Source organism: Pseudomonas sp. RIT-PI-AD, assembly GCF_025642785.1.
Classification (GTDB): domain Bacteria; phylum Pseudomonadota; class Gammaproteobacteria; order Pseudomonadales; family Pseudomonadaceae; genus Pseudomonas_T.
The window spans coordinates 1-16,114 of sequence record NZ_JANZKU010000028.1; the positions used below are offsets into that span (position 1 = coordinate 1).

Sequence of the window (16,114 nt, forward strand, 5' to 3'; positions counted from 1 at the left end):
CACCCGTTCCAGCCAGGGCGGCGGCTACGACAACGCCAACGCCCTGCGCTTCGAGGACAAGAAGGGCGAGGAGCAGTTGTGGATCCACGCCGAGAAGAACCAGGACATCGAGGTCGAGCACGACGAGACCCACTGGGTGGGCAACGACCGCAGCAAGACCATCGACCGCCATGAGACCGTCACGGTGCATGGCAACCGTACCGAGGAAGTGGACGGCAATGAGAAGATCACCATCCATAAGAACCGCACGAAAAAGGTCGACCTGAACGAGACCGACAAGATCGGCAAGAGCTGGTCGATCAACGTCGGGCGCTACAAGACGGAAACCGTCAACCTGGCCTACATGCAGAACGTCGGCTTAGCCAAGATGATGAACATCGGCACCGTCTACAGCCGCAACATCGGCCTGACGATGCACACCCTGGTTGGCGTCAGCCAGAGCACCCAGGTCGGCAGCACCTACAGCCTCGCGGTCGGCGGCGGCATCGCCAAGGGCGCGTCGAAGGCCCTGTCCGGGGGCAAGGGCGGCTCGAGTATCACCATGGATGGCGACAGCATCACCCTCAAGGTCGGCCAGTCGCGCCTGGTGATGAAGAGCGACGGCACCGTCACGGTCAACGGGCACGACCTGATCGTGAACACCACCGGCGACCAGTCGCTCAAGGCCGATGGCAACATCACCATGAAGGGAAACAAAATCCTTGAAAACTGACGGTCGACTCGAGGCTACCGGCACCCCGCGGGACGGCAGCGAACTCGACAACCTGCTGCGGCGTTCCGGTAACCCGCCACGGCCGCCCGAGCGGGCGGAGGGTATCGTCATCGGCCGGTTGCAGGACCTCGATGCCCAGGGCCGCGCACGGGTGGACATCGACGCGTTCGGCCTGCACGGGGTGGCGGCTCCGAGCCTGGCGATGCTGGGCCGCGAGCACATCGGCCAAGCCATCGCCCTCGGCTTCGAGGCGGCGGACCCGCAAAGACCGATCATCCTCGGCCTCATGCTGACCTCGCCGGTCGCCCCGGCCGAGGTGCTCGGCGACCAGGCGGAGGTCCGCCGCGAAGGCGGGCGGCTGATCATCGAAGCCGCCACCGAACTCGAGCTGCGTTGCGGCGAGGCGGTGATCCTGCTCAGCGCCGATGGCCACGTGCAACTGCGCGGGGGCTACATCACCAGCCATGCCAGCGCTTCGCAACGCATCCGCGGCGGTTCCGTGCAGATCAACTGAGGCCGGCACATGGACGTCTTCGTGGGCAGCAAGCACCTGAACGCCTCGATCACCACCTGCCTGGACGCCACCGGGCGCGAGCATCTGGTGGTGGTGGCCAAGGCCACCTGGCGCATCCCCGAGCCAGGGCAGCGCGCGCGGCCGTTGCCGCCCCAGCCGCTGAGTTTCGACGATCGCTACAAGGGCGAGCCGGGGCTGTCCGCGATGCGCTATGGCAGCGACTTCGCGCGCTTCAAACCCCGTTGCGACGTTCTGTTCGATGCCCACGCCCATGCTCCCCACGGTGAGCCGGTGCGTCAGCTGGACGTGGGGTTCCGGGTCGGCGCGCTGTCCAAGACGATCCGGGTACACGGGCCGCGTACCTGGAAAAGGGGCCCCGGCACCTGGGCCATCGACGAGGCGGCGCCGTTCCTGGAATGCCCGCTGGATTACGCCCAGGCCTTCGGCGGCGCGCGGGATTACCGCGAGGCCGATGGCGAAGCGCTGAGCGAGACTTACCTGGACAACCCCTGCGGCATCGGCTGGGCCGGCGACGCCACGCTCGGGCAAGTCGCCGATACCGCCGCGCCGCGCCTCGAGGCCTGCGAGGAGCCGATCCGGCGTCCCGACGGCGCCTACCGCCCGATGGCCCTGGGCCCGCTGGGCCGGCATTGGGCGCAGCGCGTGCGCCATGCCGGCACCTACGACGCCCACTGGCAGCGCGAGGTGTTTCCGTTTCTTCCCGAAGACTTCGACGAGCGCTTCCACCAGACGGTGCCGGAGGATCAGCAGATGGCCTACCCCCAAGGGGGCGAGGAAGTGGTCTTGCTCAACCTGCGCGCGGGGCGGCCGAGGACGGCGTTCCATTTGCCGCTGTTCCGCCCGCTGACCACCGTGCGCATCCTGCGCAAGGATTACCGGGTGATCACCCAGGAAGCGCCGGTGGATACCCTTTTCTTCGAGACCGAGCAGGATCGCTTCTCGGCCGTGTGGCGCACCAGCACGCCCATCCTGCGGCGCTTGCAGGAGTTCGACTGCGTGGCGATCGGCCCGGTCGATCCCGCCTGGTGGCAGGGAAAGGCCTTGGGCATCGAGGGCTGCGCGACCTGCGGCTCGGCCCCGGACAAGGTGGCCTGAGCATGGCGCAACCCCCGATCTTCATCACGTCCGCCGGCGTCTGTTGCGCGGTGGGCATGAGCCTGGCCGCCGCGGACTGTGCCTTGCGCGCGGGCATGGATCACTTCCAGGAAAGCGAGTTCTTCACCCACGCGGGCGACCCCGTGCGGGTGGCCCGGCTGCCCGATATCGAGCGCTGGGGCAACGAGCGCCTGGCCCACTGGGCTTCCCTGGCGCTGAGCGAATGCCTGCAGGAGGCGGCGGATCTGGAGCTCGCCCACACGCCGGTGCTCCTGCTGGCCGCCGAACGCGAGCGTCCGCACACCCATGACGATCGCTACCGGGACATCTTCGCCCGCCTGGAGCAGGCCATGGGTGTGCGTTTCGACCCGCGCTCGCGCATCGTCGCCAAGGGCCGCGCGGGGCTGGGGCCGGCGCTGCAGGCCGCGCGGGCCTGGTTGGCCGAGGGGCAGGCGCGGCACGTGCTGATCGTGGGCGTGGACAGCTACCTGGACGCGGCCACCATCAATCACTACCTGACCGCTCGGCGCCTGCTGGTGCCGGGCAACTCGGACGGTTTCATTCCCGGCGAGGCCGCCGCGGCGCTGGCGCTGTCGGCGACGCCGCTGGACGCCTGCCTGGCCGTATGCGGCGTGGGCGTCGCGGATGAGCCGGGGCGCCCCGATGGCAGCGTTCCCAGCCGCGCGCGGGGCCTGAGCCAGGCCTTGCGCCAGGCGCTGGACGAAGCCTCCGCTCCGCCGGACACCTGGACGCTGCGGTTTTCCGACCAGAATGGCGAGAGCTTTTTCGCCCGCGAGGCCAGCCATGCGTTCACCCGCGTGAGCCTGGAGGGGCTGAACGCCCTGGATGTGATCACCACCGCGGACTGCGTAGGCGAAGTGGGCGCGGCCATGGGGCCGATGATGCTGGCCTGGGCCAGCCGTTCGCTGACCGCCCCGGACGCGCCCGGGCAGCATGCCATCGCCCACCTGGCCAACGATGAAGGCACGCGCAGCGTGATCGCACTGGCCCGCCATCCCCGAGGAGAGGCTTGACCATGGAAACCCACGTTTACGCCAACGACAACGAATTCTGCTCCCGGGCCGCCGACGGCGTGTCCGCCGCGGCCTTTCCCGACCCGTGCTGGAGCCCGCCACCGCCGGGCACCGGGCCGACCCTGGTGCCCTACACCAATACCGCGTTCGCCCGGAATCTGCGCAACGGTTCCTCGACCGTGTTCGTGTGCGGTACGCCCGTCGCGCTCAAGGACGTCTCCTACCTGGCCAACAGCACCGGCAACGAGCCGGCCACCCGCCAGTTGGGCATGGGCCTGGTCAGTCACGTCATCACCGGCAAGGCTTATTTCGTGAACTGGTCGCCGGACGTGAAGGTGGAAGGCCTCAACGTCTGCCGGCATACCGATCCGATGACGCACAACCACGGGTGAGTTATGGGACGGCCTGCGAAGAGAGCCAAGACCAGCCACGATAATGGGTCGTCCAGCGCCCAGCCTTCGGCGAACGCGACGACACCCGCCGCGGCGAAGACGCCGCCCAATACCCCCACGGCCTACTACATCGATACGCCCGCCGTGAAGAAGGCCTGCCACAAGAACTTCGAGACGATCGACAAGGCCTGCAAGCAGGAATCCGACACGCCCGAGACGGGCAAGCAGCCGGCCCTGAGGAAGGTCATCAGCCCCGCGCTGATGCAGAAGATCGACAACTTCAAGCAGAAGGTGATGAGCAAGCACTCGCCGAAGGTCGACGGCGATAACGCCTGGATGATGTCGCACTGCGATGGCCTGTGGATCAAGCCCGATAACCGCTCCTTCAAGGACGAACTCAAAGAGTTCAACGACATGCTGGACTCGGTTTCCAACGATCTGGACGGCGCGATCAAGAAGACCCTCGAACCGATGGTCGAGAAGCTGAAGGAGGAGGCCAAGGATAAAGCGGTGGAGATGGCCAAGGATAAGGCCGGCAAGCTGGCGGTGAGGTCCGGGGTACGCTGGACCGCCGGCCTGGCCGGCGCGGCGGCCGGTGGCGTGGGGGCCGCGCCGACGGAGGCGATAGCCACCGTGTGGAACGCCGGCGATGCGCTCGTCTCGGGCTACGATGCCGCCAAGGCCGGCTACGGCGCCTACAAGTCGATCGACGGCGTCCAGGCCATGCTGGAGGTCTTCAACAAGGCGAAGAGCGAACTGAGCGACCTGGCCAAGACCAGCAAGACCCCGACCGAAATGATGGCGACCGGCATGGGCATTCTGTCGCGTCTCAACGAATGCACGCGGGCGCGGCGCTGTTTGCTGGTGAAGTATTCGGAAACCAGTTCCAAGGCCAGCATGGCCGGCCACGGGTGCTGCCCCGGGCAGACGGGTCACCACGTGATACCCGATGAAATGGCGAAGAACGGTTGCAGCGGTTATTCCACCAGCGGGGCGCCCACCATCTGCGTGGAGGGTGCGACTAACGGCAACGGCAGCCACAAGAAGATCCACGACACCCTGGAAGGCAAGATAGACAAGCACCGCAAGGGCGGGCTCTTCGGCCTGGGGGCGAGCGACAAGGTGGATTACGAGGACGCCAGGGACTACGGCGTCGACAGCGTCAGGGAGACCTTCCCCGAGTCCCGCTGCGATCCCGATTGCCTCAAGGCCCAGCTCGACGCGTATTACAAGAGCAAGTGTCTCAAGCCGATGCCGGCGGTGTCCGGCGCGTCCGGGGCGGAGCGCGCACCCAAAGACTCCAAGCCCGACGGCGATGTGACCATTTCGGATAGGTAGGTTCGCATGTTGATAGAACGCGAGATGTATGAAAGTTGCTTTTACGGTTTCACCCTCACCGATTGCGTCGTGCGGAACCGGAACATCCTCTATTTCGTGGCCAGTCACGAGGCCCAGGCCGCGGCGGCGGGGCCCACTCAGCAACGAACCGTCGACAAGCGGATCATCGTGTGTTTCCTCGACGAGCCCATGGAAAAGCGCTGGAGCCGCCAGAACCTGAAGGGTTATGCGCGCCTCCACGCCGGGGTTTCCCTGCAACCCCTCGAACAGTTCGTCGGCGTGGACGCCGATGGCGATGTCTACGTGGTCGGCGGGGGAGCCGCGGGCGCCGAGCAGAAGATCCCCGAGGACAAGGCGGGTCCGCTGCGCGGGGATGTGACGCGCCTGCGCCTGATCCAGGAGTCCCTGTACCTGGTCGGCGGGTTTCATTCGGTCTGCAGAAGGAGCGGCAGGAACAGCTGGGAGAACCTCTGCGCCAATCTACCGGTGCCCAAGGACAAGGAAACGTTCAAGGAGGCCATGACCTCGATGAACTTCAAGGACATCGATGGCTTCGCCGCGGACGATCTGTACGCGGTCGCCGGGCAGGGCAACCTCTGGCACTACGACGGCTCCTCCTGGCAAGCCGTGGCTTTCCCTTCGAACATGTATCTGGAATCGATCTGCTGCGCGGGGGACGGCTCCGTCTACATAGGCGCGCAATCGGGCACGGTGTTCAAGGGCCGCGACAATCGCTGGACCCTGCTGCACAAGGGCGACCTGTCGTTACCCTTCAACGACATGGTCTGGCACGCCGGCAAGGTCTGGTGCGGCAACGATTATGGGTTGTGGTGGATCGATGAGGGCAGCGTGATCAAGCCCGATCTCCCGGCCGAGATCGCGGTCTGCGCGGGGAATCTCTCGGTGGCCGATGGAATCCTGTTGATGGCTGGCACCAACGGCGCCGCGTATCACGACGGCGAGCAGTGGGTGCACATATTCGATGCGTTGCAAATGGAGGAGCAGGTCCAGGCGGCGCAGGGATGAGCGATGATGCGGCCGATTTCCGCCTCTTTTCGCCAGCCGGGCCGGTGAGGCCGGCCCCGGCTGGGCGACCCAGGCGCCGGATCGACAGACGCGGCGCCCCGTGGGGCATGGCGAAGTGGTTTCCGTCGCGCTCCGTTCGGCCGTGGGGAAGGGCAGTGAACGCTTCCGCCATGCCGGGCCATGTCTGCGCGAGCGCAACCGGCCGTCGAGCGGTGCGCGACGCTTCGGCCCGGCAATGCCGTATCCCGACGACCTTCACCTTCGCGACGGCGAGCGCGTCCTGGCCGGCGAAGCAGAACGGATGAGCCTGGGTCTTCTTGCCACCCGAAAGGGACTGCCCCGCCTCACGCCTGCGCCCGGCGGAAGCGTCCGGCGCCGAACCCTTCTGCGTCGTCGACGAGCCCGCTGTCCGGGGGATCGGCCATGGCCTTTGGCGACGGGCGCGAGGGGAGCTGGGAATAGGGTGAATAAGGTTTTCCGAGAGAAACGACAGTGATCAACGCCTTGCGTATGGATGTACAGCCGATCCTGCCCCTGTTGCGGCGGCATGTGGAGGACGCGGCGTTCTACTGGGAGCAACGGGACAGGTCGTTGCAATCGCCCCATGTCGACCTGGCCCGGTTGCAGCACTTCGACCGCCTGTTGCAGGCTCATCTGGATGGTGTGGCCGTGGCCGCGGACCAGGGCTGGGACGAAGCCTGGCGCGCCTTAGAGCGCTGGGGTGGGGCCGGGGAGGCTTTCGTCTGCGCCAGCATCGGCCTGCTGCATCCCGACGGCACGCGCTTGCAGGCGCTGTGGCCGGTGATCGAAGGCCATCCCCAGCGCCTGGCGCGCGGGCTGGTGTCGGCGCTGGCCTGGTACGCCAGCCGACCGGGCACCCTGCCCACGCCCTGGATCGAGCACTGGATGGCGCAGGACAAGGTCCCCCTGTTGAAGGCCATCGCACTGCGCGCCGCGGCCTGTTGCGGCTGGCCGCGGCAGGCGATCGCGCTGGAAGCCTGCCGTGCCGAGACCGCGGCGCTGCGCTTGGCGGGCTACCGGGCGCTGGCGCTGCCGGGTGGCTCGCCGGCGGATATCGAGGTGCTCCGCAACGGCTTGGCCGAGGCGGACCCGCGGATGCGCGGCGAGGCCGCCTGTAGCCTGTCGCTGCGGGGCCAGGAACTACACCGTGCCTTGCCGGTCCTGCTCGAAGCCGTGGGCGATGCCGTGCGCCAGCTCGGTGAAGCCCAGGGTGTCGACAAGCGTCCCCTGGAGCGCCGGGCGCGGCGCTGGCTGCTCCAAGCGGCGCTGCACCTGCCGCCGGGTCACCCCCAGGTCCCTGGCCTGGTGCAAGGGCTTCCACGGTTGCTGACGCTGGATTTCATCGCCTGGCACGGCGATTGCGCCTACGTACCGCTGCTGCTCGAGGCGATGGACGATCCGGCCATGGCGCAGGGCGCGCTCTGGGCGTTGCAGACCCTGACCGGCGTTCCCAGCGAATGGGTGGCGGGTGTGCGGACGCCGCACGAGGTGCTCTCCGGTGCCTTCGCCGGCTTGCCCTATCCCGATGTCGCCCAGGCCAGGAGCTGGTGGGCGAACAGCCAGGGCCATTTCCCGCCGGGCCAACGCCGGGTGGCGGGCCAGGCGGTGGACGGCAGCGAACCGCCGGCCGCGCCGGACTGGCGCATCCGTTGGCTGCGCGAGGGTTGCCAGCGGCAACGGCACCTGGCCGCGGCCCACTGGCGCCGGGCGCACCCGGATACCTTCATCAATCTTCGCCAACCGGCCCGCCAGCAATGGGCCGCCCTGGAGCAGTCGTTCGATGCCTGAGAACCCGACCCCGGTACCGCTGCTGGACCCCTGGGACGACGCCGAGCGCCTCGCCCGTTACCTCGCGGACCCGCAGCACAGGGTCACCATCGGCCTGGGCGCCGAATGGTGCGGCCTGTGCCAGACCTTCAAGCCGCTGTTCCAGGCGCGCGCAGCCGAGACCGGCAACCCGCGCGAGCACTGGCTATGGCTGAACCTGGAAGAGCATGCGGAGCTGCTGGGCGATTTCTTCCCGGAAACGCTTCCGCTGGTCTGGGTTTACCAGGGCGGATTGTTGCGCTACGCCCAGGTGCTGCTGACGCCCACCGAGGACAGCGCCGAGCTGGAAATCACGCTGCACAGCCTCGAGATCGCTCCGCCGGTGGATGTCGGAGCCCGCCTGAGTCGGGCCGACTGGGCCTCCTGAACCGGCGCAAGCGACCGGTTTCGCGCCCGGCGGCAGGATGTCCGCGAGTCGCCCTCCCGAGTATCCGTGCCACCGCCCTCGCGGGGACGGTGGCTTCTCCCGAAACGATCCAGCCGCTCCCGGAACTCAGCCGCTCGGGACGCGGTTCAGGGTTCACTCGGCCGCGGATTGCTGCAGGTAGTCGGTGAGGAAGTGCTCGGGATTGCCGGCCTGGGACAGCGCGTCGTCGTAGCCGAGCGGCAGTTCCTGGCTTTCCCCCGGCAGGTGCAGTTCACCGTGGTTGCCGCGCAGGATCAGCACGACGAATGGCTGGCCGTCCACGTCCGTCGAGTAGCGAACGTCTTTCGCGGTTTTCTCCACGGCCATTTTCTGGATGCGCATGTTCCAGTCGTGGTCGATGCCGCCGATCTGTACCAGCGCCTGGTTGGCCGAGCGCTCGTCGACGCGCAGCGTCCAGACCTTGAGCCCCTGCTGGCCGCTGTAGGCGATCACCTGGTTGCCGATCGGAGGACGCGGGCTTTCGGCGGCGAAGGCCGGCGCCGTCAGCAGAATACCGAGGATGAGTGCCAGCCGATTGAGTGTCTTCAACATTGTCTTGGGTTCCTGTCGGGAATGAGTCGATGCCATGGGGCGAATCGAACGCGGCCTCGCGATCCGGTGCACAGGGACTTCCGGGCGTGCCCGGTTTTCTGGCCCCTGCCGTCCGTCTGCGAACTGCGGCCCGCCAGGGTACACAAGCGTGGCGAGCGTGGCGTGCTCGACCGGAAGTCGTGTTCGCGAGGGCCGGAAACAGACTGGGCCGAAAAACGGCATTCGGCTGCGTCGGTGGAGCCCATATTCCCGGCCCCTGGCCCGTGCGGGCCTCCGACGGCGTTCGGTCCCTTCCACCGGCAAGCGGACGATCCGCGAGGTTCGCGAATCGCTCCGGTCGGCGTCGCGGCGCTCGTTCCAGGCTTCGCGCGGCGAACAAGCGCTGGGCCTTCGGCGGGCGACGCGAGCCTTCCCAGGCTTTCGACTCTCCGGTCCACCCCTGCGGGCGGTCGGTTCGCTCAGGCGTTCGTGTCCACCGCCGTCTGGCCGGCCGTGCCGCTCAACCGATCTGGCTGATGCCATAGGTCCGCACCATCTTGCCGTAGATGGCGATTTCCCGGCGCATGCGTTCGCGGATGTCTGGCGGCTCCAGGCTGACCTGGTTCAGCAGCAGGTCCTGTTGCAGGCGGGCGAATTCGGCGGTGGCCTGCATCGCGTTGATCTTCGCGCGCAGGTCCTTGGCGGTGGCATCGGGCAGGCGGGCGGGCGCGAACCAGCCGTACCAGCCGATGATGTCCATGTCGTTCACGCCTTCCTCGGCGAAGGTCGGCGTGCTCGGCCAGCCCTTGATCCGCTGGCCGCCGGTCACCGCCAGCGAGCGCAGTTGCCCGCCGCCCAGCAACGCGTTATTGCCCGCGACGGTGATGGCGGCGGCCAGGCTCTTGGTCTGCAGGTCGTGCATCAGCGGCTTGACCGCCTTGTAGGGCTGCGGTCGCAACGCGATTTCCTTGTTGCGCGCCAGGACCAGGCTCACCAGGTGGGCCTGGGAACCATGCAGCGAGAAGCCGATATCGCGGTACTCGGGGTTTTCCGCGACCCAGTCGAGGTAATGCTTGAGGGTGACCACGCTGACCGGCACCGCGGGCCCAAGGGTCAGGGAGTAGGGAAAATCCCCCAGCAGCGCCAGGGGCGTGAAGTCTTCGAGCGGATCGTAGTTGAGTGAACTGTAAACGTTGGGGTGCATCACCATGGAGCCTGACTGCACCTGGAGCAGGGTGCCGCCATCCGCCGGCGCGCCCTTGACGGTCTCCGAGGCTTCCTGGCTGTTGCGGGCCTCGTGGATTTCCAGCTGGTACTCGGTGTTGAGTTGTTTGGACAGGATCTCCAGGGCGCCGCTCGCCAGCTTGTGACCGGTCGCCCCGGCCGGCAGGCCGTAGAGCAAGCGGCCGGGCGCGGTCGGGGTTTGCGCCCGCAAGGCGCCGGGAAGCGCGGCGCCCAGGGCGAGCAGGGCGGTGTGGCATAGAAAGGATCTGCGATCGTACATAACGTGCTCCTTGCGTGTCGGTGGCGGCTTGCCCCTCGTGCGCGACATCCGTGGCGGGGGCTGGCCTTGCCGGTGGCTGCGGACGGCGCGCTCGGACGCGCGTGCCTCGCTGCGCTGGGCGTTCAGTCGATCGGTTTGAGGCCGTAGCCGTGCATCAGCTTGCCGTAGGTGGACATTTCCTGGCGCATGCGCTCCTGGATCTGCTCCGGCTCCAGCGAGACCGGGTTCAGCAACAGGCGTTTCTGCAGGTCCTTGAACTCCGCGGTGGCCTGCATGCCCTTGATCTTCTCGCGCAGGGCTTGAGCGGTAGCCGCCGGCAGGCCGGCGGGCGCGAACCAGCCATACCACCCGGCGATGTTCAGATCGGCCAGGCCCGCCTCGAGGAAGGTGGGGATATCGGGCCAGATGTCCTGCCGCTGGCTGCCGGTCACCGCGATGGGGCGAAGGCCGTTGCCACCCAGCACGGCATTGTTGCCGGCCACCATGATGCAGGCGGCCAGGGTCTGGTTGCGCATGTCCGCCACCATGGCTTTGACCGCCTTGTAGGCCTGCGGCATCAAGCCATAAGCCTTGCTATGCATCAGCACCAGGGCGGCCAGGTGGCCCTGGGAGCCATACAGGGAGTAGCCGATATCGCGGAATTCCGGGTTTTGCTCGACCCAGCCAAGGTAGCCTTCGAGGGTGGTGACGCTGGCGGGCACCGCGGGGCCGAGGGTCAGTGTGTAGACGTAGTCGCCCATCAGCGCCAGGGGCGTGAAGTCCTTGAGCGGGTCGTAGGCCAGCGAGCGGTACATGCTCGGGAACAGCACCATCGAACTCGACTGGACCTGGAGCAGGGTGGTGCCGTCGGCCGGGGCCGCCTTGACCCGCTCCGAGGCCTCCAGGGTGTTGCGATCGGCGACGATTTCCAGTCGATAGTCCATGTCGAAGCGGCTGGAGAGGATTTCCAGCGCGCCATCGGCCAGCTCGTTGCCGATGGCGCCCGCGGGAATGCCGAACACCAGGCGCCCGGTTTTCGGCTGGGCGCGCAACAGGGGCGTCAGGCTCGCGCCAAGCGCCAGGGCGCCGGTACGGTAGAGGAACGTTCTGCGATCGATCATACGATGCCCTCCTTGCAAAGGCGCTTCCGCCGTTTTCCTTGGTCAAGCCATGTGTTCGCGTCGACGACGGCTGCCGTCATTCGAGCTTGTTCAGGTCGTAGGTCTTCACCAACTGCCCGTAATGGGCGATCTCTTCGCGGGTGCGTTGGTCGATCTGTTCCGGGGTCAGCACCAGCGGCGTCAGCAACAGCTGTTTCTGCAACGTGGCGAACTGCGGGCTCGTCTGCAAGGCGGCGAGCTTCTGCCGCAGTCCTCCCGTGACCTCGGCGGGTGTCGCCGCCGGGGCGTACCAGGCGAACCAGGCGTTGATGTCCATGTCGGTGACGCCCTGTTCCAGCAGGGTGGGAATGCCCGGCCAATACGCCACGCGTTTCGCCGTGGTCACACCCAGGGAGCGCAGCTTGCCGCCGGTCCAGAGCGAGGCGTTGCCGTTGCCGGCGGCGGTGAAGCCGGCCGCCAGGGTGCCGTTCAACAGGTCGTTGATCATCATGGCCGAGCCCCTGTAGGGCTGGGCACGGACAGTCACCCCCTTGGAGCGCGCGAGGATGAGGGTGGAGAGGTGGCCCTGGGAGCCATAGATGGAAAAGCCCACGTCGCGGAAGTCGGGGTTGTCCGATAGCCACGCCAGGTACTGGGCCACCGTGGCGATGTTGGTGGGCACCAGGGCGCCGACCGTCAGCGACAGGGCGAACTCGCCCAGGGTCGCCAGGGGCGAGAAATCCTTCAGCGGGTCGTAGCCCAGCGAGTTGTAGACATTCGGCAACAGGCACATGGAGGTGGATTGCGCCTGTAGCAGCACGCTTCCGTCCGGCGGCCCGTTCTTGACCTGCTCGCTGGCCTCGCGGGTATTGCGCGCGTCGATGTTCTCCAGTCGATAGTCCATGCCCAGGCCCGCCAGTACCGGCAGGCAACCCTGGGCCAGTTGGGTGCCGGTGGCGCCGGGCGGATAGCCGAACAACAGGCGTCCCTTCTTCGGTCCCTGGTCTGCGGCGCGCGCGGAGGGCAAGCCGCTGGCGATCAGCAAGGTGCCCGCCCCCCTGAGAAAAGTTCTGCGGTCGATCATGTTCGGTCACCTGGATGGAAGTGGGCCATGATTACTCCCGCAGTTCGGCGACCAGCAATTGCCAGATGCGCGAGAGTGTTTGCACGGCCAGGCTCTGTGCGGTGGCCGAAAGCTGGATTTCGCCGCGTATCGCCTGCGGCAGGCCCTCGACGGGCTGCTCGTCGACGCTGAAGTTGACCCGGTGCTGGGCGACCACCGGCACCGATTTGCCGTCGTCGTTGGCCTGGGTGGCGATCGGCCCGCTGTAGCGCGAGGCGAGGCTGTCGGGGGTGATGAATTCGCTGGCGCTGTGTTCCACCGCGACCAGGGCCACCGGGTATTTCGGCAGGCTGGGTTCGTCGGCGAGGAACACCCCCTGGGCGCCGATCTGCAGGCGCCACAGGTCCTTTTCGCTGACGAAGCCGAAGGCGTCGCGTTGCCGGCCATGCAGCAGGCGACCCAGGGTGGTGTTGGGGCGTACCCATTGGCCGACCTGCAGGTTGACCGGCATGTCCACCAGCAAGCCGTCGTCCGGCGCCCGCCATTGCAGCATCGCCGCGCGGGCGGCGAGGCCGTCGAGATCGGCGCGGGCCTGCAAGTGCTGCTGGCGCAGCACGATGGTCTCGGCGCGGTCCTTGACGTCGCCGCCGATGCGGTCGAGCCGCTCGCGGGCGATGGTCAGGTTCAGTTGCGCGGTGGCCCGCTTGCTTTCCAGCTCGGGGGAATGGAAGCGCATCAGCAATTGGCCCTTGCGCACGAAGGTGTCGGGCTGGACGAGGATTTCCTCGATACGGGCGTTTTCCGGTGCCTGGATCGGGGTTTCGTATTGCCACCCGAGCATGGCCGGCACGCTGACGTGCCGGTCCAGCGGCAGCAGGAACAGCCCCAGCAGCACCAGCGCCGACAGCGCCAGGCCCATCCGTCGCCGGCCCCCGATGCCCTGGCGCAGCGACCACCCATGCTGGACCACGCGCAGGATGCGGCGGCCCACGTACTGCCAGAGGGCGTAGCCGAGCAGCAGCACCCCGGCGGTCTTGAACAGGGAGCGGTAGGCGAACCAGGCGATGCTGCAACTGAGGACGATCTGGTACAGCCAGACCAGGGTGCCATAGGCCAGGAAGAAGGCCGCGCGGCCCCGCGAGGCGGGTTCCGGCGGCGGCTCCACCGGGCCCAGCAGCAGGCGGCCGAGCAGCCATTGGCCGTAGGCCAGGGCGCGCGGTTGCAGGTTCTCCAGCTTCAGCGCGTCGCTGAGGAAGTAATAGCCGTCGAAGCGCGACAGCGGGTTGAGGTTGATCAGCAGGCTGGTCAGCCAACTGGTGGTGGCGATGACGAACGCCACGCTGCGTACCGTGCCTTCGGGAAACACCGCCCAGGCGAGGGTCGCCAGGCCGGCGACGAAGGTCTCGGCCATGACTCCGCCGGCGGCGATCCACATGCGCTGGCGGGCATCGTTGAGCCGGGCCACGTCGCCCAGTTCGGTGTACAGCATGGGGATGCCCATGAAGATCGAGATGCCCATGCTGCCGACCCGGCAGCCGCGGATGACCGCCATGTAGGCGTGGCCCAGCTCGTGGATCAGCTTCAGGCCGATCAGCGCGCATCCGTAGGCGAGCACCCCCTGGGCGGAAAAGAAGTCGCTGAAGGTGCCGACGAACTGGTCCCACTGGCGGCTGGTCAGGTACAGGCCCAGCAGGGTGAGGAGCGCCCAGGCCGTGACGAAGCCACGGTGTCCGATGGCGCGCATCAGCGGCAGGCAGGATTCGATCAGCCCATGGGGGTTCCACAGCGGCATGCGGAAGGCCATCAGCCGGTTGAGCCAGCCGCGCAGGCCCTGGCCGCGCAGCCGCTCGGTCTGCTCGGCCAGCCGCAGGTAGGCCTGGCGGCCGCCGGAAAGCAGCAGGTGATGATTGCCGAGGAAACGCAGCAGGCCGTCCAGCGACTCCTCGTCGAGCCGTTCCTTGCGCTCGTGCAGGGCCGCGCGCAGAGCGCCGATGCTGCCGCAGGGCCACAGCGACAGCAGCGCTACGTCGGCCTCGCCGATCAGGAAGAAGCGGTGTTGCAGCGGGTCGTACAGGCGCCAGCGGGGAATGCCCTCCAGGCTGGCGCTGGCCGGTTCCAGGCGCAGTTCCTGGCGCAGCGGCGGCAACAGGGCATCGTCGCGGAGCACGGTCAGACCCCGACGTACTGGCGCACGACGGCGATGGGCCGGCGCAGCAACTGGAAGGCCAGGGGCGCGTAGTCGCCATAGACCCGCGCGGTGCCGCGGGCGCCGATGCGCGGTGTCGAGCCGCCCTGGGGCAGGGCGATGACGGTGTAGCTGGTGACCCCGGCGGAGGTGGTGTGCGGCGTGTAGCTGACCGATTGCAGCTGCGCCTTCAGGCCGCCCAAGGGGGCGCTTTCCAGGTAGATGCTGACCGGGTTGCCCTGGGCCAGCTCGATGGCATTGCCGGTGGACAGGTCGATGCGGTAGGTCACCCGCGAAGGGTCGGCGACCTGGAGGATTTCCTCGCCCACCATCACCGAGCGGCCTTCCCAGTCGCGCCGGTCGCTGTACACCGCCAGTCCGTTGATCGGGCTGCGCACCAGGGTGCGTTGCAGGACTTCCAGGGCGTAGTCGTAGCTGACCCGGGCGAGGTCGTGCTCGGCCGCGGCGATGGCCATTTCGTGGGCCGCCTCCGGGTCCTTGAACGCGGCGGCGGAGGTGCGGCTGTCGCGCGCTTCGGCCACCGCCAACTGCTGCTGGGCGAGGACCATTTCGTTCCGTGGCTGGATATCCTCGAACTGCACCAGCGGCTGATTGGCCTGCACCGGGGTGTTGGGCGCCACCAACAGGCTCTTGATCACTCCGTTGATCGGCGCGGTGAGGATGTACGGCTGATCGGCGATGACCTCCACCGGAGCCATGATGCTCAGCCGCACCGGTATCAGGGCCGCGCCGACCAGCAGCGCCGCGGCCACGGCCAGGCTCTTCTTCGACATCGGCAGGCGTTCGTACCAGCGCCGTTGCGGGGCAAAGACGCGCCAGGCGTGGCCGTAGGTATCGCCCAGCCGCTTCAGCAAGGCCTGTTCGCGGGTGCCGAAGGGGGTGCCGCGAAGGAACAGCGCCCCGGCGCTGGCCGTTTCGGGTCCGTCCGCTAACGGCAGCCACAACGCGTGGCGCAGCGGGAAATCGTTCAGCGCGACTTGCCTCGGGTCGCTGGCGAGCGCCGGCAGTTCGGTGGACCAGGCCACGCCCAGCCTGGCCGCCCGATCCTGTTCGACGAGCCAGGCCTGCAACGCGCGCGCCAGGGGCGTATGGCGATCCGCGACCGGCAGGCCGGAGATCGCCCGGAGTTGGAACGCGCCGCCGCGCCGCGAACGGCGCCAGACCAGAGCCTGCCCATAGGGCACGATGTCCTTGACGGCGTTGACCAGGTGGAACCACAACGCCTGCTCCGACGCCTGCTGCCGGACCTCCGCCTCCAGGGCCAGCAGGCGCATCGCCGCGGCGTTCGCCTTCTCCGCCTCGCCGGTGGCGAGCGGTGGCAGTTGCACGTTGACGTTCATCGCGG

At 67.8% G+C, this 16,114-nt stretch carries 14 protein-coding genes and 1 pseudogene; 9 read left to right on the top strand and 6 right to left on the bottom strand.

The genetic code is table 11. The annotated features are described in order from the left end of the window. From OGL92_RS19125 to OGL92_RS19165, 9 genes and pseudogenes are all read left to right on the top strand, one after another. Nucleotides 1–712: pseudogene (locus tag OGL92_RS19125) on the top strand (type VI secretion system tip protein VgrG); the annotation flags it as partial. Then, entirely contained in the window at nt 702–1,226 is a 525-nt protein-coding gene (locus OGL92_RS19130; protein WP_263146690.1) for a DUF6484 domain-containing protein, read from the top strand. The pseudogene OGL92_RS19125 and the gene OGL92_RS19130, both read left to right, overlap by 11 nt. Before the next feature lie 9 nt (nt 1,227–1,235). Continuing rightward, nucleotides 1,236–2,342: a DUF2169 domain-containing protein gene (locus OGL92_RS19135; RefSeq protein ID WP_263146692.1), complete on the top strand. Its 1,107-nt coding sequence runs from the start codon at nt 1,236–1,238 to the stop codon at nt 2,340–2,342. A gap of 2 nt (nt 2,343–2,344) precedes the next feature. After that, the gene (locus OGL92_RS19140) at nt 2,345–3,376 is read left to right on the top strand and encodes a hypothetical protein (RefSeq protein WP_263146693.1); all 1,032 of its coding nucleotides are present in this window, start codon (nt 2,345–2,347) and stop codon (nt 3,374–3,376) included. Nucleotides 3,377–3,378: 2 nt separating this feature from the next. Continuing rightward, nucleotides 3,379–3,768: a DUF4150 domain-containing protein gene (locus OGL92_RS19145; protein WP_263146695.1), complete on the top strand. Its 390-nt coding sequence runs from the start codon at nt 3,379–3,381 to the stop codon at nt 3,766–3,768. Between the two features lie 3 nt (nt 3,769–3,771). Next, complete coding sequence (locus tag OGL92_RS19150) at nt 3,772–5,106, top strand: HNH/endonuclease VII fold toxin-2 domain-containing protein (RefSeq protein WP_263146698.1); 1,335 nt, start codon at nt 3,772–3,774, stop codon at nt 5,104–5,106. A gap of 6 nt (nt 5,107–5,112) precedes the next feature. Then, the gene (locus OGL92_RS19155; protein ID WP_263146701.1) at nt 5,113–6,132 is read left to right on the top strand and encodes a hypothetical protein; all 1,020 of its coding nucleotides are present in this window, start codon (nt 5,113–5,115) and stop codon (nt 6,130–6,132) included. 492 nt (nt 6,133–6,624) lie between these two features. Further along, nucleotides 6,625–7,941 (top strand): hypothetical protein, encoded by a 1,317-nt coding sequence (locus OGL92_RS19160; protein ID WP_263146703.1) that lies wholly within the window; start codon nt 6,625–6,627, stop codon nt 7,939–7,941. Continuing rightward, nucleotides 7,934–8,347 (top strand): thioredoxin family protein, encoded by a 414-nt coding sequence (locus tag OGL92_RS19165; RefSeq protein WP_263146706.1) that lies wholly within the window; start codon nt 7,934–7,936, stop codon nt 8,345–8,347. The genes OGL92_RS19160 and OGL92_RS19165 overlap by 8 nt, the downstream gene beginning before the upstream one ends. A gap of 153 nt (nt 8,348–8,500) precedes the next feature. On the opposite strand, the gene OGL92_RS19170 is transcribed toward OGL92_RS19165, so the two are convergent. From OGL92_RS19170 to OGL92_RS19195, 6 genes are all read right to left on the bottom strand, one after another. Next, entirely contained in the window at nt 8,501–8,938 is a 438-nt protein-coding gene (locus tag OGL92_RS19170; RefSeq protein ID WP_263146708.1) for a hypothetical protein, read from the bottom strand. Nucleotides 8,939–9,437: 499 nt separating this feature from the next. After that, on the bottom strand, nt 9,438–10,421 hold the full coding sequence (locus tag OGL92_RS19175; RefSeq protein WP_263146711.1) for a tripartite tricarboxylate transporter substrate-binding protein: 984 nt from the start codon (nt 10,419–10,421) through the stop codon (nt 9,438–9,440). Between the two features lie 122 nt (nt 10,422–10,543). Continuing rightward, nucleotides 10,544–11,521: a tripartite tricarboxylate transporter substrate-binding protein gene (locus OGL92_RS19180; RefSeq protein ID WP_263146714.1), complete on the bottom strand. Its 978-nt coding sequence runs from the start codon at nt 11,519–11,521 to the stop codon at nt 10,544–10,546. A 76-nt stretch (nt 11,522–11,597) separates the two neighbouring features. After that, nucleotides 11,598–12,584 (bottom strand): tripartite tricarboxylate transporter substrate-binding protein, encoded by a 987-nt coding sequence (locus OGL92_RS19185; RefSeq protein WP_263146717.1) that lies wholly within the window; start codon nt 12,582–12,584, stop codon nt 11,598–11,600. Nucleotides 12,585–12,615: 31 nt separating this feature from the next. After that, on the bottom strand, nt 12,616–14,730 hold the full coding sequence (locus tag OGL92_RS19190; protein ID WP_263146720.1) for a hypothetical protein: 2,115 nt from the start codon (nt 14,728–14,730) through the stop codon (nt 12,616–12,618). 2 nt (nt 14,731–14,732) lie between these two features. Further along, the gene (locus OGL92_RS19195) at nt 14,733–16,109 is read right to left on the bottom strand and encodes an HlyD family efflux transporter periplasmic adaptor subunit (protein ID WP_263146721.1); all 1,377 of its coding nucleotides are present in this window, start codon (nt 16,107–16,109) and stop codon (nt 14,733–14,735) included. Between the last annotated feature and the right edge of the window lie 5 nt (nt 16,110–16,114).

Excerpts from the sequence above, each read along its gene's own strand:
- OGL92_RS19180 (WP_263146714.1), bottom strand. The coding sequence starts at position 11,521 with ATGATCGATCGCAGAACGTTCCTCTACCGTACCGGCGCCCTGGCGCTT.
- OGL92_RS19150 (WP_263146698.1), top strand. The coding sequence starts at position 3,772 with ATGGGACGGCCTGCGAAGAGAGCCAAGACCAGCCACGATAATGGGTCG.
- OGL92_RS19165 (WP_263146706.1), top strand. The coding sequence starts at position 7,934 with ATGCCTGAGAACCCGACCCCGGTACCGCTGCTGGACCCCTGGGACGAC.
- OGL92_RS19140 (WP_263146693.1), top strand. The coding sequence starts at position 2,345 with ATGGCGCAACCCCCGATCTTCATCACGTCCGCCGGCGTCTGTTGCGCG.
- OGL92_RS19185 (WP_263146717.1), bottom strand. The coding sequence starts at position 12,584 with ATGATCGACCGCAGAACTTTTCTCAGGGGGGCGGGCACCTTGCTGATC.
- OGL92_RS19175 (WP_263146711.1), bottom strand. The coding sequence starts at position 10,421 with ATGTACGATCGCAGATCCTTTCTATGCCACACCGCCCTGCTCGCCCTG.
- OGL92_RS19155 (WP_263146701.1), top strand. The coding sequence starts at position 5,113 with ATGTTGATAGAACGCGAGATGTATGAAAGTTGCTTTTACGGTTTCACC.
- OGL92_RS19145 (WP_263146695.1), top strand. The coding sequence starts at position 3,379 with ATGGAAACCCACGTTTACGCCAACGACAACGAATTCTGCTCCCGGGCC.
- OGL92_RS19135 (WP_263146692.1), top strand. The coding sequence starts at position 1,236 with ATGGACGTCTTCGTGGGCAGCAAGCACCTGAACGCCTCGATCACCACC.
- OGL92_RS19170 (WP_263146708.1), bottom strand. The coding sequence starts at position 8,938 with ATGTTGAAGACACTCAATCGGCTGGCACTCATCCTCGGTATTCTGCTG.
- OGL92_RS19195 (WP_263146721.1), bottom strand. The coding sequence starts at position 16,109 with ATGAACGTCAACGTGCAACTGCCACCGCTCGCCACCGGCGAGGCGGAG.